General features: G+C 40.8%; 21 protein-coding genes. 1 reads left to right on the top strand and 20 read right to left on the bottom strand.

Annotation, left to right across the window (positions count from 1 at the left end; genetic code table 11):
* Positions 1-411 (top strand): transposase (locus G603_RS20535; protein ID WP_242834888.1); only part of this gene is annotated, 411 nt, incomplete at its 5' end.
* Positions 412-448: 37 nt separating this feature from the next.
* Here the strand turns inward: G603_RS20535 and G603_RS0114315 are convergent.
* The 20 genes from G603_RS0114315 to mutL form a co-directional block, all read right to left on the bottom strand.
* Positions 449-796 carry a hydrogenase maturation nickel metallochaperone HypA gene (locus G603_RS0114315; RefSeq protein ID WP_026523552.1) on the bottom strand — a complete coding sequence of 116 codons (348 nt, stop codon included), beginning with the start codon at positions 794-796 and terminating at the stop codon, positions 449-451.
* A 266-nt stretch (positions 797-1,062) separates the two neighbouring features.
* A complete protein-coding gene (locus tag G603_RS0114320; RefSeq protein WP_051207934.1) occupies positions 1,063-3,741 on the bottom strand; it encodes an FAD-dependent oxidoreductase in 2,679 nt (892 codons plus the stop codon).
* Between the two features lie 278 nt (positions 3,742-4,019).
* Complete coding sequence (locus tag G603_RS0114325; protein ID WP_026670659.1) at positions 4,020-5,144, bottom strand: DUF5692 family protein; 1,125 nt, start codon at positions 5,142-5,144, stop codon at positions 4,020-4,022.
* Positions 5,145-5,281: 137 nt separating this feature from the next.
* On the bottom strand, positions 5,282-6,220 hold the full coding sequence (locus G603_RS0114330; protein WP_035793412.1) for an RluA family pseudouridine synthase: 939 nt from the start codon (positions 6,218-6,220) through the stop codon (positions 5,282-5,284).
* Positions 6,220-6,759: a signal peptidase II gene (lspA, locus tag G603_RS0114335; protein ID WP_026523548.1), complete on the bottom strand. Its 540-nt coding sequence runs from the start codon at positions 6,757-6,759 to the stop codon at positions 6,220-6,222. Before lspA ends, G603_RS0114330 begins: the two co-directional genes overlap by 1 nt.
* Before the next feature lie 29 nt (positions 6,760-6,788).
* Complete coding sequence (gene aroB, locus G603_RS0114340; protein ID WP_026523547.1) at positions 6,789-7,892, bottom strand: 3-dehydroquinate synthase; 1,104 nt, start codon at positions 7,890-7,892, stop codon at positions 6,789-6,791.
* Between the two features lie 94 nt (positions 7,893-7,986).
* A complete protein-coding gene (locus G603_RS0114345) occupies positions 7,987-8,514 on the bottom strand; it encodes a cell division protein SepF (RefSeq protein ID WP_026670661.1) in 528 nt (175 codons plus the stop codon).
* Between the two features lie 60 nt (positions 8,515-8,574).
* On the bottom strand, positions 8,575-9,996 hold the full coding sequence (locus G603_RS20540; protein ID WP_051207918.1) for an HlyD family efflux transporter periplasmic adaptor subunit: 1,422 nt from the start codon (positions 9,994-9,996) through the stop codon (positions 8,575-8,577).
* Between the two features lie 72 nt (positions 9,997-10,068).
* On the bottom strand, positions 10,069-10,488 hold the full coding sequence (locus G603_RS0114355) for a hypothetical protein (RefSeq protein ID WP_026523546.1): 420 nt from the start codon (positions 10,486-10,488) through the stop codon (positions 10,069-10,071).
* An 80-nt stretch (positions 10,489-10,568) separates the two neighbouring features.
* Positions 10,569-11,522: a D-alanyl-D-alanine carboxypeptidase family protein gene (locus G603_RS0114360; protein ID WP_026670662.1), complete on the bottom strand. Its 954-nt coding sequence runs from the start codon at positions 11,520-11,522 to the stop codon at positions 10,569-10,571.
* On the bottom strand, positions 11,506-11,901 hold the full coding sequence (gene mgsA, locus G603_RS0114365) for a methylglyoxal synthase (RefSeq protein WP_026494686.1): 396 nt from the start codon (positions 11,899-11,901) through the stop codon (positions 11,506-11,508). Before mgsA ends, G603_RS0114360 begins: the two co-directional genes overlap by 17 nt.
* Positions 11,902-11,921: 20 nt before the next feature.
* Positions 11,922-13,058: an FtsW/RodA/SpoVE family cell cycle protein gene (locus G603_RS0114370; protein WP_026670663.1), complete on the bottom strand. Its 1,137-nt coding sequence runs from the start codon at positions 13,056-13,058 to the stop codon at positions 11,922-11,924.
* The gene (locus G603_RS0114375; protein ID WP_026670664.1) at positions 13,048-15,906 is read right to left on the bottom strand and encodes a penicillin-binding transpeptidase domain-containing protein; all 2,859 of its coding nucleotides are present in this window, start codon (positions 15,904-15,906) and stop codon (positions 13,048-13,050) included. The genes G603_RS0114370 and G603_RS0114375 overlap by 11 nt, the downstream gene beginning before the upstream one ends.
* A complete protein-coding gene (mreD, locus tag G603_RS0114380) occupies positions 15,899-16,417 on the bottom strand; it encodes a rod shape-determining protein MreD (RefSeq protein WP_026523542.1) in 519 nt (172 codons plus the stop codon). The genes G603_RS0114375 and mreD overlap by 8 nt, the downstream gene beginning before the upstream one ends.
* Complete coding sequence (gene mreC, locus G603_RS0114385; protein ID WP_081667164.1) at positions 16,417-17,283, bottom strand: rod shape-determining protein MreC; 867 nt, start codon at positions 17,281-17,283, stop codon at positions 16,417-16,419. Before mreC ends, mreD begins: the two co-directional genes overlap by 1 nt.
* Complete coding sequence (gene mreB, locus G603_RS0114390) at positions 17,284-18,291, bottom strand: rod shape-determining protein (RefSeq protein ID WP_026494691.1); 1,008 nt, start codon at positions 18,289-18,291, stop codon at positions 17,284-17,286.
* An 11-nt stretch (positions 18,292-18,302) separates the two neighbouring features.
* Entirely contained in the window at positions 18,303-19,025 is a 723-nt protein-coding gene (gene radC, locus G603_RS0114395) for a RadC family protein (protein ID WP_026670665.1), read from the bottom strand.
* Between the two features lie 87 nt (positions 19,026-19,112).
* Positions 19,113-20,387: a methionine gamma-lyase family protein gene (locus tag G603_RS0114400; protein WP_026670666.1), complete on the bottom strand. Its 1,275-nt coding sequence runs from the start codon at positions 20,385-20,387 to the stop codon at positions 19,113-19,115.
* Positions 20,384-21,349 (bottom strand): tRNA (adenosine(37)-N6)-dimethylallyltransferase MiaA, encoded by a 966-nt coding sequence (gene miaA / locus G603_RS0114405; protein WP_026670667.1) that lies wholly within the window; start codon positions 21,347-21,349, stop codon positions 20,384-20,386. The genes G603_RS0114400 and miaA overlap by 4 nt, the downstream gene beginning before the upstream one ends.
* 3 nt (positions 21,350-21,352) lie before the next feature.
* A complete protein-coding gene (mutL, locus tag G603_RS0114410) occupies positions 21,353-23,287 on the bottom strand; it encodes a DNA mismatch repair endonuclease MutL (protein WP_026670668.1) in 1,935 nt (644 codons plus the stop codon).
* Positions 23,288-23,302 lie beyond the last annotated feature (15 nt).

Below are 23,302 nucleotides of genomic sequence, written 5' to 3' on the forward strand. Positions count from 1 at the left end.
GTATTCCAGAAACAGGAAGCGGGTATGGGGCATATCAGTAACCAGAATTTTGTGCAGATACCAATGCTGATATTTGCAGATATGCTAAGATATAAGCTTGCTGAACACGGGATAAGGTTTGCACTTACAGAAGAGAGCTATACATCCAAAGCGGATTTCCTTGCGATGGATGCAATCCCTGTGTATAAAAAGGGAAGTAAGGCTGACTATGTTTTTTCCGGAAAAAGGATAAAACGTGGACTTTACAGGCACTACGATGGGACAATAACAAATGCAGACATAAACGGAGCTGCCAATATCTTAAGAAAAGTATTCCCAAAGGTAACCCAATGGGATAGGGGCATAGTGGACATGCCCTGTTCTTTGGGATGCACTAAGCATCCCAAAGGTTCATGCCGCTCTGCGGCATAACAGAAACCTCTTCCGACGCAGAGTCGGTGGAGGCAGTTCATTCAGATACTTCAATTTCCTTAATAAGAAATTCATTGCCCTGAACCAGGTATGTTTTTTCACTGCCGCAGAAGGGACAGATTCTTCCATGAGCTATTGTGCCATATTGTTTACCGCAGTCACTGCACTCAGTTATTGCCGGTATTGACTCAATATTGAGTTTAGTACCTGCCACAAAATCATGTTTTGCTGCAGCCCAATTCCATGCATCAGTAAGAAAATGAGGAATCACTGATGAAACCTCACCCAGTTCAATAGTCACAGAATCAATCTTCTCAATCTTATTCTCTTCTGCCACAACCTTTAAATCATCAATTATATGAAATACAACACCTAGTTCATGCATGTCTATCACCTTAAATAAATAACACTAAAATTTTACTAATATTTAAAACTACTAAAGCCATAGCTTTATACATATAAGTTCAGAAAAAAACGTATATTCCGCCATTGGGCTTATGAGCATGAATATTTTGTGTGAAGCTGCTTTTAAAAACGTCGGTTCTTAGGTGGCGTTTTTTGACACCTTAGAACCGCTACGTTTTTAACAGAGCGAGAGCGTCAGCAGAACACAATATATCATTCGATAAAACCACATGGCTGCCAATAAACTTATTTTTTAAACTTAATGTTTATAGCTCTCTTTGCTGCGTAAGGGATGATTGCCTTGAATTTGTCTTCGGAAGGAATCATCACGCTGCACTCAGGGTTCTCTCTGAAGAGATGGATTGCGTCGAATTCGCACTTTGTGGTACAAAGGCCGCATCCGATACACTTGTTGGTATCAACTACAGAAGCACCGCATGAAAGACATCTTGCTGTCTCAGCCTTTACCTGCTCCTCTGTAAATACCAGCTTGGCATCACGCCATGAATGCTTAGGATCAGCAATCTTATCGCTCTTTCCGGGAACCTGTCTCTTACAAGTATCGTAGTCCTTAACAAGAATATCATTCTTATCAAGTTCCTTGAAATCGTTACGGTTACGTCCGATTGTAAGTGATGAGTGAGGCTGTACAAAACGATGAATTGAAATTGCACCCTGTTTTCCTGCAGCAATTGCATCAATAGCAAACTTAGGACCTGTATAAACATCACCGCCGACGAAAATGTCAGGCTGCGCTGTCTGATATGTAAGGCTGTCTGCTACTGCGCCGTTTCCTCTGCCAAGCTCTACCTTAGAACCAGTAAGGAGATCGCCCCAAACGATGCTCTGACCGATACTTAAGAATACATGCTGACATTCAACAGTAACTGTATCATTCTCATCATACTGAGGATTGAAACGACCATCAGCGTCCTTAACGGAAGTACATCTCTTAAAGACGATACCCTTAACCTTACCGTTTTCTGTAAGGATTTCCTTAGGACCCCATCCGCAATTGATCTCGATTCCGTCCTCTTCAGCTTCCTCAACTTCATCGTCGGAAGCAGGCATGATATCTCTGCTTTCAAGACAGAACTGCTTAACGCTGTTAGCACCGCATCTTACAGCACTTCTACTTACATCGATAGCAACGTTACCACCACCGATTACTACAGCATCGCCTTCAACCTTGATCGTCTCATCATCGGTTACTGCATGAAGGAAATCTACAGCTGTTACAACGCCTTCTGCATCCTCACCGGGGATTCCTGCTTTTCTTCCGCCCTGGCATCCGATAGCGATATAAAATGCCTTGTAGCCCTGGGCTCTAAGCTCATCAAGTGTGATGTCCTTACCAACTTCAACGCCGGTCTTAATTTCAACGCCCATAGCCTCAATAATATCAATCTCAGCCTGAACTACATCCTTCTCAAGCTTATAAGAAGGAATACCATATACGAGCATACCACCGCACTTCTCGTTCTTCTCGAAGATTGTAGGGTTATAGCCTTTCTCTGCAAGGTAGAACGCGCATGAAAGTCCAGCGGGACCTCCACCGATAATAGCGATCTTTTCATCAAATCCACCGTTAACCTTAGGAATAACCTTTTCAGGTATGAAGCATGTCTCTGAATTAAGATCTCTTGCAGCGATAAACTTCTTTACTTCATCGATAGCAACTGCCTGATCGATAGTTCCTCTTGTACAAGCTTCCTCACATCTTCTGTTACAGATGTGTCCGCAAACTGCAGGAAGCGGATTGTTCTTCTTAATAAGTGCAAGAGCTTCTGTATATTTACCCTGAGCAGCAAGCTTAAGATAACCCTGAACAGCTATATGAGCAGGACAAGCTGTCTTACAGGGAGCTGTACCTGAATCATAGCAGTTAATTCTGTTGTTATCTCTGTAATCCCAATCCCAGTCAGCTTCTGTCCATTTTCTCTCTGAAGGAAGATCATGCTTAGGATATGTAACCTCTGATCCGTCCTTTCTGCAAAGCTTCTGACCAAGCTTAACAGCACCTGCAGGACAAACCTCTACGCAGCGTCCGCATGCTACGCAGTCCTGTGCAGTTACTCTGGCAACATAAGCTGAACGTGACATGTTGGGAGTGTTATAAAGCTGTGAAGTTCTAAGGGCATAACATACATTTACGTTACAGTTACAGATAGCGAATATCTTGTTCTCACCATCGATGTTTGTAATCTGGTGAACAAATCCGTTATCCTCAGCCTTCTTAAATATCTCAAGAGCTTCTTCCTTAGTGATATATCTTCCGCCCTTACCTGACTCTACAACGTAGTCAGCCATATCACCTACAGCGATACACCAATCGTTCTCATCATCGGCGCAGCCTTCTTCATATGTTTTTCTTGAACGTCTGCATGAGCAGGGGCTTGCAGCGTATTTTCCTTCATACTTATCAAGCCAGTGAGAAATGTGCTCAAGAGAGATAGATTCATTCTCCATCTCGATAGCTTTCTCAACAGGAATAACATGCATACCGATTCCTGCTCCTCCTGGAGGAACAAGCTTTGTAACCTTCTCAAGAGGAAGGGTTGTCATGTAATCAAAGAACTTACCCATTTCAGGATGTGCATCGATTACTTCTTTGTTCATGTTTGTGAACTCGGCACTTCCGGGAACGTACATGGGAACAAGGTACTGCTTCTCATGCTTCTCATTTTCCCAGTTGTACTCAAGGAGTCCTGTCCATGACATGTGGTCCAAAAGCTCCTGAAGATGCGCAGGTTCGATACCTGAAATCTTTTTAAGCTCATCAAAGGTCTTAGGCTTTCTAACACCCATCTTAAGAGCAAGCTCTGCTTCCTCATCTGAAACGATTGAAGCAAGTCCCCAATACTCAGGATCATCATTTGTAATTTTCTTAAAACCGAGCTTCTGAAGCGGTCTATCGGTGATCATCTTGCCAAGTTTCACGATAGGCTCACGAAGAACGGCATCATCCTTCACGTAGGAAGGCTTATAAGGTGGTTTTCTTCCCAAAGCAAAATCTCCTAACCTATATAATATAAATTTTTTTGTGTGATATTTATACAATACGAAACTAAATCGCAAATAAATGTTTCCATTTTTGAGTGCAAAATAATAGGGGGCTTTGTTAGCCTCCTATCATCCACGCGAATACGTGTGTCAAATACCCTGCCATCTTGACAGGGTATTTGATAAAAAGCATTTTATTATTAAGCTTTCTCTGCTCTTTCCATAGCAAGCTGGAAATCCTTAGTATCTGTAAATACTTCGTTTGCATAAGGATTCTTACCTGCCTTAACTGATCTCTTGATGATCTCAGCAATGCAGATAACATTTACTGCAATTGCAAGAACTGCTACAAAGCCCTGCATTCTGGGATCAGCTGTGATACCCATTGATGAAATGATCTCACCTGCCTGCGCTGATTTACCTGCACCTGAATTGTAGAGTTCAATTGCCTTAGCATAAAGATCCATTGTTGTGATGCCGTTTGCTGTAGCTCCGCCATAAACTGAAGGAAGAGCTGCTGCAAATTTAGACCAAAGCTGGAATCCGGGAACAACCTGTGCCCACATACACCAGATTGCAAGTGTATTAGCACGATTCTGGATCCATGCACCCTTGTTCCAGAAAGCATTAGCAAATGTAGGAGCAAGAAGAAGTGCAACACCGCAGTACCATGAATGTGTAGGAAGGTTGAGGTAAGTGTACTCAAAGTTCCAAACATCATAAGCTACGATGAACCATACTGTCATATCAGGCCAAAGCATATCTGACTTGTTAGCATCCTTTGATGTGTAAAGGTGAACGCAGCCTGTCATGCAGAAGATATTGATCATACCTGCAATAGCGTTAACAACGTTCCACCATCCACCATAGATGAATACGCCTTCATTTGAAGCCCACCAGGCACCGGAAAGGTCGCCTGTGATTGAGAATGCAGCAAGAGCTGACTCCATGTCTGAAACATTAGCGATCATGATGTTAGCTGCAACGATTGCCCAGGGGAACCATGCAAACCACTTTTCCTTACCAATGCCCCATTTGTACTTGATCATCATGAAGCCTACGCAACCTATATCTGCTGCATAAAGCTTGAAATAGTGGAACCAGCCATCCATGTATGCAACAGTAGGATTAGCCGATCCTCCGAATGCACCAAGATGTGCTGCGATGAAATAAACTGTAAGAATACTTGGAATTATAACAAACACAAGAATTCCGCCAGCCTTCGTTCTACGGCCGATCTCATTCATAAGAATAAGACCTGCAAATACAAGAACCCAACCTAAGAGCTGCATACTTGCACTAGAACCATATAACTGGAATAACATAAAAACACCTCCATTAAATAATAAACTATTAGCTTAATAATAATACCAATGGGGCGTTTTTTATTCTATTGGCAAAAGTAATATATTTTAGGTGAAATTTTTGGACACTATAATGCAAAAAGTAGTTTCCCAACGAATTATTTCAATATTTCCAGTAAATGTTTGAAATAATCCGGTAAAGGAGCATCGGTTTCAATGTACTCTCCAGTTGATGGATGTTTAAAACCAAGAGTCTTTGCATGGAGGCACTGTCCCTGAAGCTTGAATTTGCTTTTCCTCTCAGGTCCATATACCGTATCTCCAAGCAGTGGATGTCCCAAATGAGCCATGTGCACCCTTATCTGATGAGTTCTACCGGTTTCCAGATGGCACTCAATATAGGTCATCTTATCCTCTTCAAAACGTTTTAATACCTTATAATGAGTGATCGCATTTTTGCCCTGGTTTTCAGGCACAACTGCCATTTTTTTCCTGTCTGACTGAGATCTTCCTATATTAGTAGCGACAGTTCCCTCATCTTCTTTTACGATGCCGTGACAAATAGCATGATAAACACGGTTAATGCTGTGTTCTTTAAGCTGCTCAGCAATGCTGTTGTGGGCTTTGTCATTTTTACAGACTATAACAGAGCCAGTGGTATCCATATCAATTCTATGAACGATTCCGGGACGCATGACGCCGTTGATCCCTGAAAGGTTATCTCCTAAATGATACATGAGTGCATTAACCATAGTCCCACTATAGTGCCCGGGAGCAGGATGAACCACCATTCCCTTTGGTTTATTTACAATAATTACGTCTTCATCTTCATAAATAATATCCAGAGGAATGTTCTCAGGCTCTATATCCGGAAGTACCGATGCAGGTATCATCATATCCACAACATCGCCTTCATTAACAACAGTACTTGCCTTAACGGCTTTGTCGTTAATCAGGGCGCTTCCGCTTTTTATAAGCTTTTGAATATAACTTCTGGACATAGAATCAGAGAGAGAGCTCATAAGCTTATCAACTCTCTCTCCGGACATTTCTTCAGATATGACATATCTTATATGATTCTCATCACCTGACTGCATTATTTAAACTCCCTGTACTTGCGCTGCTGATTGAAGCTAAGGAAATCAAAATCCTTTTCTTTATAATAGAACAAAAACAGAAAAATGAATAATATAGTAGATACTGTTACATAGATATCAGCCACATTAAAAATAGGGAAATTGATTATTACAAATGAGATAAAATCCACAACATAATCATTTCTTAATCTGTCAATGAGGTTTCCTGCAGCGCCACTGGCGATCATAACAAGAACCACCTGCATTATGGTGTACTTTTTCTCATTGGGAATACGAAAAAGTACATAAGCTATTACAATCAGTATAATAATAGCGATCATTACGAAGAACACTTTCTGATTCTGAAGAATACCAAAGGCAGCTCCGTTGTTTTTAAGAAAAGTAAGCTCAAGCACCTTTGGAATAAGAACTATACTATCCTTATCCTGAAGATGAACTACTGCCAGATGCTTGGTGAACTGATCCAGTGCTATAAGAATCGCAATAACTACAATATCAAGCACCAGTGAAATCTTTTTCTTCTTAGTAAGTATATCCATAAAAAATCAAAACTCCTAAAACTATTACTTTATTCGAAATCCTCTGTCCATGTGATCTCTTTAAGGGCTGCTCTTACTTCATCATCCGTAACTGTCTTATCAAGGACTGCCTTACCTACCTTTTTAAGAAGCACGAATTTAATACTTCCGGAATCTGCCTTTTTATCAGAATGCATAAGTCTTATCACTTCGTCCTCGTCTATATCCGTAACTGATATAGGAAGACCGAAGGGAACAAACATATCTCTTATCTCATAGTACTCATCCATTGAAAGAAGCTCTCTCTTCCAGGAGATAAAAGCTGCGGCAACTGCGCCAAGTGCTACACATTCACCGTGAAGAAGCTCGAAATTCTTATATTTTTCAATAGCATGTCCTATTGTGTGTCCAAAATTAAGGAATGCTCTGTCACCCTTTTCTGTGGGATCCTTCTCTACAACAGCTCTCTTAATATCACAGCTCTTTTTAACCATGGTGATGAGTGTTTCGGGATCTCTCTCCTCAATCTCATACATGTTCTCGATAAGCCACATGTAAAAGTCTGAGTCCTTAATAAGACCGTGCTTCATAACCTCAGCAAAGCCCGAAGCAAACTGAACTCCGTCAAGAGTCTTAAGTACGCTTATGTTCATAAAAACAAGTCTCGGCATATAAAATGCTCCAACCATGTTCTTATAGCCTTCATAATCTACGCCTGTCTTACCCCCTACACTGCTATCTGTCTGAGCAAGAAGTGTTGTGGGAATCTGAATAAAGGCAATTCCTCTAAGATATGTAGCTGCTATAAAGCCTGCCATATCTCCGACAACTCCGCCGCCAAGAGCAATTATAAGATCATGTCTGTCCAGCTTTTCTTCTATAAGGAAACCATATACCTTATTTATTTCTGTAAGATTCTTATTCTCTTCTCCTGCAGGAATCTCATATACAACAACCTTACTTGCTATAGGTTCAAGTATGCTTTTAACCTGTTCTGCATAAAGAGGACCTACATTTGAATCTGTAATGATACAAAATCTTCTGTCTGAAAATCCAAGCTCTTTAACCTTCGAAGAAAGCTCATCAAAGCTGTCATCAAAAACTATATCGTAGCAGGGCTCCCCATTATATTTTACGTTCAATATTTCTGCCATAAATTCTCCCTAAAACGTACTTCCGGCTCGTAATCTTACCGGTATTCTACTCAAAAAAAGCAGAAGCAAAAGTGCTTCTGCTTAATTATCTAAATTACATTGACTGCGGTCCGGCACTACCCATGGAACTCTCAAAGGCACCGCCTAAGATATCCTGAAAATCACCGGAAATATCAACACTTGCAGGTGTCACTATAAATATATATCTGGAAATCTTCTGAAGATTACCTGATATTGCAAAGCAGGAACCTGATGTAAAATCAATGATTCTCTGAGCAAGCTCTACATCAATGCCCTCAAGATTAAGAACAACAGTCCTGTTATTAAGAAGTGTCTCAGTAATCTCTCTTGCATCCTCGATTGAAGTAGGCTTTACAACGCATACCTCCATACCTGAACCGATATTTCTTGTTCTGGCAGCTGTACTTCTCGGAGCGGGTGCAGACTTCTTGAGCTTCTCTTCATTTATTTCTATTGAAGGATCATCCTTGCCGATCCCACCCGGCTTACGAATAGGCTCAATGGTGCTGTCATAATATGCATCATCGTCCTGATCATAGTAACCACTTTCGTCATCCCCATTCAGCTTCATAGCTGATAAAAACTTATCCATTACGCTCATATTAACTTTCCTCATCTCCCGTTAAATATGATTTAAATAAAAATCAACTATTATATTATGCTAGTTTTCACTCGAAGTGTCAAGGTTTGCAGCCGCCTGCTCTGTTTCCACAGTAGATGCTTCAAGCACAATATAGTCATAGACGCTAAGTCCGTAGGTGGTATTTGATTTTACAATCGAATACTCATCATTCTGGTAAAGAATACTGATCTGTCTGAAGTCCGCATACCCCTTGTTGATGTTATAAACACCAATCAGCGTATCCTTCTGACTGATTGTAAATTTATCCTGTGAATCCATCTTAATGACTTCATCGCCGCTTCTAAGCGACACATCATCTATATAGTAGCTGTCTTCCGTCTCATTATAGAGCTCAACTTCCACAAATTCAGAGGTCTCATTGCCGCTTTCATCATATTTGTCTCTAAGAACACCATAGTTATTATTGCTGCCCTTAATTACATATTCTTTAGGAACAACATAGAAGCTCTTTTCAGCTATGGCGCTGTTTGGAATCTTAAGTCCCTTCTCTTCTTCAGTGATAAGCTCTACATTAAGGAATCTGTCCTTTGCAAAGGTAATCATTGAATTGGTAAAGGTAAATGCCACAAAGGTATCACCTGCATCATTTGTATAATATGAAACCTTACCCCAGGATTCGTCCTGGTTCTTAAGGAATCTTACCTTTACATATTCTCTCTCTGAAAGGTTCTGTACCTTCTCGAGATCATTTTCCTTAATAACAATGCTCCAGGTCTCATCTGTGACTATCTTGTAAGCGCCATCACCTGTTCCCATAAGAGTGTTGCTTATAAGCTGATTCTTTTCATATTTGGTGCTGTCAAGAAGATCAGCTGTCATATCATTTAAAGTCAGTTCTTCGTAACCATCAATGGAATACAGAACAATTCCCGTATCCGGTGCGTAACAGTAGTTGATACTCTGAGCCGTTGAACCACTGGAATTAAGAGACTGGATATTCTGAAGTACGCTTGCGCTGGCAAGCTTCTGTACCGTTCCATCCAGGCTGTTCTTAAAATCATAAACAGATGAAAACTCTGTAGGCTTAAAGCTTGATGAATAACTCACTATCTGGGTCCTAAGCTCGCTAAGATCCTCATCTGTAAGCTCTGCCTGTTCGGATCCTTGCGACTTAAGATAATCGAGAAGGTCACCTGATTCGTCCACAGTATAAACCAGATTACCTACAGCAACCCTCTGCCCTTCCGTGGCAAAATAGTTGATGTAGCCTGATTTATCGGTAGGTACTATCTTCTCAGTTCTAAGAGCCACTGCTTCATAGATATTATTTGAAGAAAGAGAGCCCTCCATTACCTCATAGCCAACAATATGCTTCTTGTTAAAATAAATAACAACGCAGATTACAACGTAAACGATCATAAATGCAAAAAACAGCATACCCACGTTTATGTGCAAAAAGAACGGATACCTTGTAACCTTCCTGTTTTTCTTACGTGCCATAAAAATATACAAACTAAAGAAAAAGCCGCGAGATAAAACGCGGCTTATCTTATTCCTATCTCATTCTAACCATCAAAGAGCTGTAGCAACCTTAGACTTAACTGACTCAGGAAGCTCAGACTCGTCCATAGAAACACTAAGTACAAAATCTACATTGAATTTCTCTGAAAGCTTATCAAGCTTATCAATTGTACTTGTAATGTCCTTGCCTTCAAGACAAGCGATACTGAGGAAACCATCGAAATACATTTGCTGAAGATCGTGATCCTGAGAAATCACGCCGCTGACGAAACCTATGAATTCATCTGAATTTTCGATCATAAATTCCGGAACTACGATAAGACGAACTTTGTTGTTGAGCTCAAACATGTGCTTTGTATTTCTATCAAGAAATACAACATTACCTAAGATATTTTTGACTTCGGTATTGACTTTGTTCAACAGGCATTTTGTCTTGCCCTTACCCTTTTTCCCAACAATTAATTGAACCATATCCATACCCTCCTGAAGTAGATTTATGATAATTCAATTATAAGTGAACATCGTACAAAAGACAACCTAAATAACGAATTTTAACCCGTAATCTGTAAAAGCAGATCAGACATTTCATTGTACAGTGTCTGAGTGTCCTCAGCACGCATAATTACAGCAATGTAAGGGTTACCTGAGGTATCTGTGGCAAGCTGAATAAGGCAGTGTCCGGCAGCAGCTGTCGTACCAGTTTTACCACCAAGAACCGTTATTCCGGCAGGCATCTCATAATTGCCGTTTATAAATCCGTTTGTATTATTTACATTAAGCTCTTTTAAGTCTCCTGTTGACGTATTGTACTGAGTCGAATATGAAGACATTCTGATTATTTCGTTGAATTTATCATATTTAAGAGCTTCATTGAACATAAGATACATGTCATATACAGAAGTATAATGATCATCCTCTGTAAGACCGTTAGGATTCATGAAGTGGGTGTTGGTAGCACCTATACTCATAGCCTCCTGATTCATAAGATCAATGAATTCATCAATGCTTCCTGCAACATTCTCAGCTATAAGAATCGCCACATCATTAGCAGAGTACAAAAGCAGAATATGAAGTGCCTGATCAAGGGTCATGGAATCCCCTGCGGAAAGATTGATCTTCTGTGCACCGTCTTCTGTAACGATTACCTTATTATCAGCCACAAGAATCTGATCAAGTGAACCGTATTTAAGAGCTACTATGGCTGTCATAACCTTAGTTAGTGAAGCGGGATCAAGCTTAAGCTGAGCATTATGAGAATACAGAGTCTCTTTCCTATTCAGATCAAAAAGGCCGCAACAGGTCTTTTCTGTAAGACTAAGTGAATCTCCTATCTCAGAATTGGTCACGCAAAGATCAGAGGCAAAAGTATCAAGTCTTTCCCCTCCGCCTACGTTATATTCAGTTAGTTTGGATGAATAATGAAGAGCGTAGTCTCCCCCGGAGCAACCGCATAAAACCACCGACAACAGAATCGGCAGTACGGCAAACTTATTTATACATCTCACGCCACTCTAAGTCTCCCCTGTCAAGTGATTTAATCAAAAGCTCTGCAGTAGCAAGATTTGTAGCTATCGGAATATTATGCATATCACACAATCTCATAACATTGTTTACATCGGGCTCATGAACCTTCTGTGTAAGAGGATCGCGAAGAAATACCACAAGATCAATCTCGTTGGCCTCAATCGCAGCACCAATCTGCTGCGAGCCCCCTAAGTGGCCTGCAAGATATTTGTGAATATTCAGGTTGGTAACTTCCTCTATGAGACGTCCTGTAGTCCCGGTAGCATACAACTCGTGTTTAGCGAGAATTCCCCTGTATGCTATACAAAAATTCTGCATAAGCTTTTTCTTTGCATCATGAGCAATAAAAGCAATATTCATAAGTAACCCCTTCCCAAAACTTAATAGTATTTTTTACCCTGAAGTCTTACATTCAGAACAAATCCCATGCCTGCATAACACATTACAAGGGATGTAAGTCCGGAACTGACAAACGGAAGCGGAATTCCGGTATTAGGCATAACTCCCGTTACAACTCCGATATTAAGAAATCCCTGGAATCCGATCCACGCACCCATACCTGCTGCGATCAGCATTCCATTAAGATCCTTTGCCCTGCCTGCAACAGCAAAGCATTCTATTGCGATAAGTAAAATCAGTACAACCACCACGCAGGATCCGATAAATCCAAATTCCTCACCTACTACAGTGAAAATAAAGTCAGTTCTTGACTCGGAAATGAAACCACCGTTAAGAACAGAACTGATCTCATTGGTATTATAGCCCTTGCCAAGAAGCTGTCCCGATCCGATAGCCATCATTGAGTTGAGCGTCTGATAAGCGTCACTGTTGGCATAATCCTCAGGATGAAGCCATGCCAGAATACGCCTCTGCTGGTATTCCTTCAAAATAAAGCACTTATCTGATAACGCATCCAAAACTACCAGTATGGCACTTGGTACTACAACCGCAACTACTGTGATTACAAGCTTCCAGTTAATACCTGCAACAAACATTATAGTACCGATAATTACAGTAAGCATGATTGTCGTTGATAGATCCGGCTGCTTATAGACCATAAGAAGTGGCGGTGCCATAAGTAAAAGACAAAATATGACAAAGTGAAAGGTTTTAACCTTGTCCTTATGTCTCATTATGAACTGTGAAAAAAATAAAATCAATAAGATTTTCGACGCTTCGGAAGGCTGAAACTGCACTCCCGCAATGGTTATCCAACGGGTCGCACCATTTACTGAATTACTCATTCCAGTAAATACAAGTGCCAGCAAAAGGATATTCATAGCGTAGAAAACTATATAAAATTTACTTATAAATGAGTAATCCAGAATTGATATAAAGATCATCATCATAAGTCCTATGACCATACCAACTATCTGCTTACTTTTTCCGCCGGGATCGGCACTTCCGATAGCCATAAGGCCCACTATCGTAAGTCCGACTACCATCAAAACCAGCTTAAAATCGTAGTCCAGTATTCTATAGCTTTTTAATTTTTCCCAAAATGTCTCAGTCCGCATTTGCTTCACCGCCCTGTAATTCATTAGCTGTGCCGCTTACAATCTCATCACTTTCGGAAAGTCCGAAGTAATACTGTATTGCTTCTTTGGTTATCTGTGCCGCATAACTGGATGTATAACCATAAGCTATTCTCGTAGCTATGGCTATCTGAGGACTCTCATAGGGAGCATAACATACGAAAAGTGCGTGGTTTGCTCTCTTTTTGGACTCCTCGGCTGTACCTGTCTTACCTGCAACATGAACAGCTACATCATCATAATAGGTCTTATCCTCTACCACCTGTCTCATACCCTGATGAATAGCGTTCCAGTAAGAAGTATCCATATCGATATGATTTCTGACAGTGGCTCCGTTTTCTTCAAGAAGATTACCGTCAGAATCAGAGGTCTTCTTAACAAGGGTCAGATTATAGCAGGTACCACTGTTTGCTACAGCTGTAACATATCTTGCTAGGCCGATTGTGGTATATGAGTTGGTACCCTGACCAATAGCTGAACGAACCGCATCCATATCTGATACGATGGGTTCAGACTCTGTAATCTCTATACCTGTGGTTTCTGAAAGACCGTACATATCGGCATATTTCGCAAGCTTTTTAAGACCTGTATCAGGATAATATGTACCATTTACAAGACCAAGTCTGTAACCTACTTCAAAGAAAAATGCGTTACAGGAATTCCTGATACCGCCTGTAACATTAAGGGATCCGTGAGCACTTGGATAAATCCAGCAGTGTGCTGCCTGATCCAACTTATCGAAAACACCGGTACAGGTAATAGTTTCGGAAGGATCAATTACTCCTTCCAACAATCCTGCTGTCGAGGAAACCATTTTGTAGGTTGATCCGGGCGCAGTTCTCTGCATGGTTGCATAGTTAAGAAGAGGCGCTGACTGGTCACTTCGTAGCTTAGCATAATATGCAGCATCTACACCGTTTGCCATCTTATTGTTGTCATAACCGGGATAAGATACAAGGGCCAGCACATCTCCGTTATTTACATCAGTAATTACCATTGATCCGGTACAGGGATCAAGCGCAAGCTGAGCAGGTGTAATATCCAGATTGGATATGCGGTTTATCATAAATGTATAAGCTGACTCAGCACCTGAAATCCAAAGTGAATGCTCTTCCTCTGAAAGTTCAACAGCACCCTGCTCAAGCAGCATATTGCATACTGTAGTGCCGCTTATGACATCATCTGCAAGCATATACTTGTAGAACTTCTTGTTGAATTCATCATCTTCTTCAAGATCATTAAATACATAATCAACGATTGTGTTGAAAATCTCGTCTGAATCTACATATCTGCTCTCAAGATCGAGAATACTTACATCAATCCAGTTAGAAGCTATACAGTATCTGATGTATTCAGAAAGTGAAATAGTCTCATCCTTAGTCCATGCAATATAAGTAGCATCCTCTTTATCAACCTTATCGGAATTGATAACGCCGTTAGAATAAAGCTTGGATGCGATATAACTCATATATACCTGATACTCCTTAGTGAGCTGATCATAAGGAGTATGGGTTTCAAGAAGCTCTGTGCGAAGACTGTTTCTGACGTTTTCCTTTTTCTCAAGGAATCTTACCTGAACTGCCTTCTCATTATCTCCGGCTTCATCGGAAGCCATGTGCTTTAAATCGATTACATGATTGTCAAAAAGCGCAAAATAAACATCATAGATAGGGATTATGATATCACTGGCCTTCTGATTCTCTCCAAGTGTAAAGGACTTGATATTCTGAATCTTGGAAATAAGAATTCCTGCCAGGGACTGCTCAATAATGTTGTAACAGGCTTCCTGAAGATCCTTATCGATTGTAAGATAAACATCATTTCCGGCCTTTGAATCAATGTAACTGCTTGTCTCGATTACCTTACCTGTATTATCAACGTACACAGTCTCACTTCCCTTGGTACCCTGAAGCACTGACTCCATAGACTGCTCAATACCGGATTTACCAACAGTATCGTTTGATCGGTAATTGGGGTTGGTTTTCTGTAGCTCTTCAAGCTCAGTATCTGAAATCTTACCGGTATATCCAATTATCTGTGAAAAATAAGGCGCATCAACATACACTCTCGCTGTATCCTCTTCTATTGAGATACCTTCAAGGGTGTCAGAATTCTCCATAATATCCGCAACAGTCTTCTCACATACACTTGTTGCAATTGTTGTATCAAGGTACTTCTGATAACTGTTAGAGCTCATCTTGTATCTGACAGTAAGCACCTTTAAAAGCCTGTCCTTGGAATATCCAAGTCCCGGGACAAAGCTCTTTTTATTGTTTGGATCTGACAATCCGCCTATGGAAAACTTCTCGCAAAGATCGTCAACTACTTCCTGAGCAGTCTTGGTACGTTCCTCATATTTAAGGTCATTTATTGAAGAACGTCCGTAAACATCCGCAAGGAAACGAAGAAGTGCATTCCCTTCTATGGCAAATTCAAAGTTATTGGCTGAGTTAAGTGAAATATTAAAGTCAGTGTCAACCACATCACCGTTTTTCTCAACGATATCAATAACCTTTTCAACAGTCTCGTTCAGGGCCTTGTTTTTTCCTGAACCTGACTCGAATACGTCCTCAATGGTAACGGAATTGGAAAGCTCGTTGTATGCAAGAAGCTTGCCGTTTCTGTCATAGATATTTCCTCTTGTTGCAGCAATGGATTTTTCCTTCATGATCTTTAACTGGAAGGTATCCAGATATTTCTCACCGTTGATAATCTGCAGGTAAAAAAGCCTGTAAACAAGACCGGAAGATGCAAGGATCAAAAGCGCAGCAACTATGACAAGTCTTGACGTTATGAAATTTATTACGACTTCTTTTATCTTACTAAACAAATTTCTTAGCACTCCTCTGTTCGTAATCCTCAATACGTGTATTCATCGAGTTGAGAATCGGATAGATAAAAATAGCTGCCAGTGCGGTATAAACAACCTCAGGTATAATGACGTGTATCATATAATAATCCAGATCGAACTTGTTTCTGAACATGAAAAGAAGCACATAGCAGATAAATCCGTAGATAAAATCGGATGTCACTATGAGCACAAGAGGCAAAAGGATGTGCTCAGGATAGAAAATCTTATTGAACTTACCTATGATAAAGCCAATGTACATAAAGATAAGGGCATAGAATCCCAGATATGAACCAAAGAAAATATCAACCAGAATACCGCAAAAAAACCCCACCATCATACCGCTCTTATCGCCTCTCATGAAGGCATAAGAAGAAGTAAGAATCATCAGCAGGTTAGGTACGATTCCGCCGAAATCGATATATCGAAACAGCGTGGTCTGCAATATGAAACTGATTATTATGGAAAAAAACGTAAAAACAAATCGTCTCATTATTCTCCGGTCTTCTTTAACTGCATAATAACAAGGACTTCATCCATATACTCAAAATCTACTACAGGAGTGATCCTTCCTGATTTGGTAAGGTTATTGGAGTCCTCTTCTATTGTTGAAATATATCCGATCAAAATTCCGGGTAAATACTTATCACTGATATTGGATGTTACGACCTTATCACCTACAGTAACCTTGTCAGCCTCGTCCACAAGCTTGGAAAAAGCAATCTGTCCCTCGTTGTACAGCTCAAGATCACCTGTGGCAATCAGGTTCTCTGATGCAGAAAGTACTGTGGCACTTACTGAAGAATTGTCAGCGATAATGGTCTGAACCTTGGCCCAGTCAGGACCTGCATCTGTGATTCTGCCCACAAGTCCGCCGCCAGCGATTACATTCATATCTACCACTACGCCGTTATCCGTTCCCTTGTCGATAACAAAGGAATGATACCAGTTACCTGCATCCTTGGCGATAATTCTCGCACCGATCTTCTTGTAATCAGAATACTGATTATCAAGGCTATAGAGCTCACGAAGCTTTGTAAGCTCATACTTATCCTGTTCAAGCCCAGTATTCTCATTGGTAAGCTCATCAACTTTTTGTCTGAGGGCAGCATTCTCATCCTGCAAAGCCTTGATGCTTGCAAGATTATCTGAAAGGCCTTTTATATATGTGCTTACAGTGGTAATACCCTTCTGCATGGGAATTACAAAGGTTGCTGCTACAGAATTAACAGAACCGTTGAAAACACTGGTATTAAAAGTGATGGCAATAAGACCGGTACATAAAATTGTTAAAATAAAGAGGAGATATTTACTTGGAAGTGTAAATTTATCTCCCCCTCTTTTAATGACAGGACTCATTTATACATCCTCTTCAACCGAATATGCGAGATTCTTATACTGATCGTCCTTAATAATCTTAGAAAGTCCAAGTGCAACTGAACCGATAGGGTTCTCGGCAAGGTTTACATTAAGACCTACGCCGTTTGAAAGTCTCTGAGCAAGGTGGCAAACCTGTGATGCACCACCTGTAAGGTAAAGACCATGCTTGTAGATATCTGCAGCAAGTTCCGGAGGAGTACGCTCAAGAGTAGCCTTGATGTTATCAAGAATCTGATCAAAGTACTCAATAAGTGACTGGTCAATAAGATCTGTAGGAATTGAACGCTCAACAGGAAGACCTGTAACGATATCTCTACCGTAAACAACGGCATCCTTTCCTGCCTTCTCAAGATCCTTAAGAGACATCTTGATATTCTCGGCGGTCTTCTCACCGATAAGAAGTGAAAACTCCTTACGGATAACGCCTCTGATGGCATCATCAAATTTCTTACCGCCAACCTTAATAAGTTTACTGATAACGATACCCTTAAGTGAAAGGATGGAAATCTCAGTTGTGTCATAACCAACGTTAACAACGAGAACACCCTGCGAATTCATAACATCAACGCCCATTCCAAGACCGTCTGCAACAGGCTTTTTAACCATCATGATCTTCTTGGCCTTAACGCCTGACTCTCTGATAAGATCATGGAATGCTCTTCTCTCAACCTCTGTAACATCCTTAGGAACTGCGATATAGAAATCCAAAGGTTTAAGAGCGCCCTTCATCTCATCTGTGATGAAAAGCTTAACAAGGTTCTTCATATGCTCGATATCTGCGATAACACCGTTGCTAAGAGGATATGAAATCTTTATATTGCTGGGTGCCTTCTCGTACATATCATAAGCAGAATTACCATAAGCAAGAAGTGATGTCTTATTCTCTACAGCGATAAGATTCTTCTCAACTGTGATGGAATCTGTAGCCTTGTTATAAATTTTTATATTGCTGGTTCCAAGATCAATTCCGAATGTGTTGTTGCCCAAAACTAAGCCTCCTAAATATTTTCTAATAAATGTTGTTCTAAATAACTGTAATATCGATGATCTCCGATGATTATGTGATCCTGCAGCTTGATATCAAGCATGCTTCCGGCTTCATAAATCTGTCTGGTCATCTCGTCATCTGCGCTGCTGGGAATGGGATCCCCTGAAGGATGATTATGCAAAAGAACTATATACACAGCCTTGTTCTTCAGCGCACTTAAAAATATCTCTCTTGGAGATACCGAAGCATTCTTGACGGTTCCCACGGAAATGACTTCATCTCCGATAAATGCCATCTGGTGATTTAAAAAAGCTACAATCACATGCTCCTTATCCTTGTGACACATGGATTCCATATAATAATCCGCAATCATAGCAGGAGATTTGAATTCTAAAAGCTGAAGCGATCTGCATCTTGCTATACGATTGGATAGCTCTGCGATGCATTTAATTTTAATAGCTTTCACATCTCCGATTCCGGGGACTGATTTTATCTCATCAAGGGATAAATAGTGAATCCCGGAAAGACCCTCGGAATACTTCTCTCCTTTTTTTAGAAGAAGGGCTCCCATCTGTGTCGGTGTCAGAGTACTTGTCCCTGTTCTAAGTATGATAGCCAAAAGCTCAGCATCCGTAAGTGCCTCAGCCCCGAATCTACTGAATCTCTCATAAGGAAGTGTCTCCTTATAGGACTCGTTCTCCATTAGTCTGTTTTTTGTTTTATTCTGTTCCATGCCAGTACCATTCTGCTTCTCCGGGCAAATAATACTTAAATGAAATCAGACCTCAGAAAATTATAGCATATTTTCTATTAAATAGAATCACAATTTTACGAGGTTTTTCTCATGCATAACAGCAAGGGTCTTCATAATGCCGTATTTTACATGCTGCCATGTAAGGCCACCCTGGAAATATACTGAATAGGGCTCTCTTAAGGGGCCATCAGCTGAAAGCTCAATTGAGCTTCCGGATACGAATGCACCTGCAGCCATGATAACCTGTGAATCATATCCGGGCATATCCCAGGGCTCAGGTGTAACGTATGAATCAACAGGAGCTGCCGCCTGAATTCCTTCGCAGAAAGCTATTAAAAGCTCAGGCTTTCCAAAGGTGATGGCCTGAATAATATCAAAGCGCTCTTCTGTACTGTTCGGTAATACAGAGAATCCAAGGGATTCATATATGTTAGCAGCAAAAATTGCGCCCATAAGTGCATTGGCTGTAACATTCGGCGCGAGGAAAAGTCCCTGATAAAACTGAGGAAGTATTCCAAGTGAAGCGCCGACCTCTTTTCCAAGTCCGGGAGAGGTAAGTCTGTATGCTGCGTTTTCAATGCATTCCTTTTTACCTGCAATATATCCGCCGATGGGAGCAAGGCCGCCGCCGGGATTCTTGATAAGGGATCCCACAACCATATCTGCACCCACATCTGTAGGCTCTATGGTTTCTACAAATTCGCCGTAGCAGTTATCTACCATGCAGATGATATCGCTCTTTTTGCTTTTAATGAATGCGATAAGCTCGCCTATCTTCTGGGCTGAAAGTGTAGGCCTTGTCTGGTATCCCTTACTTCTCTGAATTGTAACAAGCTTGGTTCTTTCGTTAATTGCTTTTTCTATATTTTCATAATCAAAGCCGCCATCAGGTAAAAGATCGACCTGTGAATAGGTAACTCCGTATTCTGCAAGGGATCCCTTTGACGGTCTGATGCCGATAACCTCTTCAAGTGTGTCATAGGGCTTACCTACAGGGGATAAAAGCTCATCTCCCGGGCGAAGGTTACTCATAAGTGCAAGAGCCAGGGCGTGTGTTCCGCAGGTGATCTGAGGTCTTACCAGAGCATCCTCAGTATGGAAAATTGCAGCATAAACCTCTTCAAGCTTATCTCTTCCCATATCGTTGTAGCCATAGCCTGTTGTTCCAAGAAGGCAGGCCTCTGATACCTTACAATCCTGCATAGCTTTTAAAACCTTTGCCTGATTGTAATCGGACACCTCTCTTATTTTCGCAAATCTGGGTTCCAATGATTTCCAGATTTTATCACAATAGTCATAAACTTCAGAGCTTATACCCATGCTCTCATACATTTTTTTCATTCTAAATTACTCCATCTATCCTTAATCATATTGACGATAGCATCAAGCACTAAATCGTCATCTCTTCCGTATTCCTTTTTATCAATAAAGGTTACGGTCTTTTCTCTTCTAAACCAGGTGAGCTGCCTCTTTGCAAAATGCCTGGTATTTTTCTTTAGAAGATCTATGGCTTCATCAAGACTGATCTCACCGTCAAGATACGAGATCATCTCTCTGTAGCCAAGGGCCTGCATTGATGTGGCATCTCTTTTGATGTTCTGTGCCATGATGTCTCTAACCTCATCCACAAGGCCTTCTTCCACCATTTTATCTATTCTTTTCTCGATCCTGTCATATAGCACATCTCTGTCATCAGTAAGAACAAAATAGAAAAAATCGTAGGGCGATTCGTTTTCTCTCTGCTCCTTATTGTGCTCAGACATCTTCTCCCCGGTGTCCTTATAAAAAGACAGGGCTCTTATTACTCTTTTAACATTATTCTCATGAAGATCCTTGGTGTATTCAGGATCAATACTTACAAGTTCTTCATAGAGTTTATGTACTCCCTCGGGAGTCTTGGCAATTTCTTCAAGCTCCTTCCTATAGGCAGATGACTCATCGCTGCTCTCGGGAACTTCGAAATCCACATCATAAAGTACGGACTGAATATAAAAACCTGTTCCGCCAACAAGAATCGGTATTTTACCACGAGATATTATATCTTCAATGATGTCCTTTGCCCGTCTTTTAAATTCAAAGGCATTAAAATCCTCAGAAGGGTCCAGAATATCTATCATGTGGTGCTTTACTCCCTGCATTTTTTCAGGAGTTATCTTATCCGTACCAATATCCATTCCTTTATAGACCTGCATGGAATCGGCAGAGATTATCTCTCCGCCGATTCTTTTTGCAAGTCCTATTGATATTTTTGTTTTGCCAACCGCAGTTGGGCCTGTAAGAATTATTAGCTTTTCTTTTTCCATATCTTAGTCAACAATTCGTTTAAACTTCTTCTCTATTTCGTATTTGCTCATAGAGATAATTGTAGGTCTGCCGTGAGGGCAATTGTAAGGATTATCAAGAGTCATAAGTTCATCAAGAAGCTCTTCCATCTCAAGCCTTGACATTTTCATGTTTCCTTTTACAGAAGCCTTACATGCCATACTGGCTATCTTATAATTAATGATATCCGGCTTTCTGTCAAGATTTGTATCATTTGATATCTCATCCAAGACGCTTATGAACATCTCTTTTTCGTTTTCGCAGCCGTAGAGATCAACGGGTACTTCCCTTATGGCATAATCATTGCCGCCAAATGGCTCTATATTAAAGCCAAGCTTTTCAAAGGAAGTATGATATTTTTGGAAAACATCAATTTCTTTAGAGGTAAGCGTCACTATGATAGGCGGATTTATAAGCTGCGAAGCAGTATTTTTCTCTTCATATCGCTTGATCATGCGCTCATAGTTAACCTTCTCATGAGCTGCATGCTGATCAACAATGAACATCTTATCCTTGAAAACAGCGATCCAATAGGTATCAAAGATCTGACCAAGAATCTCAATATCATTCCTGTTCTTTTTTGAGATTACTTTTTCATCAAAAAGATCAAGCTGGATGCCTTTCTCAACGATTACCGCATCAGAATTCTTAATGATGGGGCCCTGGGCTTTTTCATCCCCTGACTTTGGAGGTGTGTGATCGCCAAATACCCTGGTCCATACAGGAGATTTCATATTATCCTCGATTACCACAGGTGCGGGTGCTATGCCTTCTGCAAAAACAGGCTCACTCTCTTTAAGCTTCTTATCTTCAGTAAGTCTGCTGTTTTCAAAGGGCTCAGGAATCTTCTTTTCAGGAACAGGTGCTACAACAGGCTTAGGCGCAGCTTTTATCTCTTCCTTTTCATCACGAAGAACTTCAGGGATCATCTCGTGATTATGAAGTGTCCTTGCAACATTTCTTCTGATAAATTCATAAACCGCCGCCTGATTGGCGAATCTTATTTCCATCTTGGAGGGATGCACGTTTACATCCACATCTGCAGTATTCATTGAAATATGCACCACGCAAAAAGGGAATTTGTGCTGCATAAGATACTCTTTATAGCCCTCTTCGAGAGCCTTGGACACTATCTTATCTTTAACATATCTGCCGTTTACGAAATATATCTCAAAGTTCCTGTTTGATCTGTTAAGTGAAGGTTCTCCGAGATAACCCTCTATGGTATATCCATCCTCATGAACCTGAATGGGCACAAGGCACATGGAAATATCCCTTCCGTAAATTCTGTAAATGAGCTCTTTCAGATCGCCGTTTCCGGATGTTGTAAACCTGTCATCCTTATTGTTTATGTAATGGAAGGATATTGAAGGATTATCAAGAGCAAGATGCTCCATAAGGTCTCCTACATAAGAGCCTTCCGTCTGGGGTGTCTTCAGGAATTTTTTTCTGGCAGGTGTATTGTAGAAAAGCTCTCTTACGATTATCGTCGTTCCTGTGGGCGCTCCGATATCTTCCATGGATTCTTCGATTCCGCCGTTTATCACATACCTTGTTCCCACCAGTTCATCAGCTGTTTTCGTGATAAGCTCCACCTTGGAAACAGCAGAAATACTTGATAAAGCCTCACCTCTAAATCCAAGAGACTTAAGAACATAGAGATCCTCAATGCTCATAAGCTTACTTGTGGCATGTCTCTTAAAAGCATTCCTTATCTCGGATTTCTCAATGCCGCAGCCGTTATCGGTAACTCTGAGCATTGTGGTTCCGCCGTCATGTATTTCTACTGTAATTGAAGTTGCACCGGAATCAATGGCATTTTCAACAAGCTCCTTGATGACACTTAAAGGTCTCTCAACCACTTCACCCGCAGCAATCTGATCTATAGTATTTGGATCAAGCTCCTGGATCTTCGCCATCCCTTCTCCTCCCCG

Origin of the sequence: Butyrivibrio sp. AE3006 (genome assembly GCF_000424165.1) — a bacterium.
GTDB lineage: Bacteria > Bacillota > Clostridia > Lachnospirales > Lachnospiraceae > Butyrivibrio.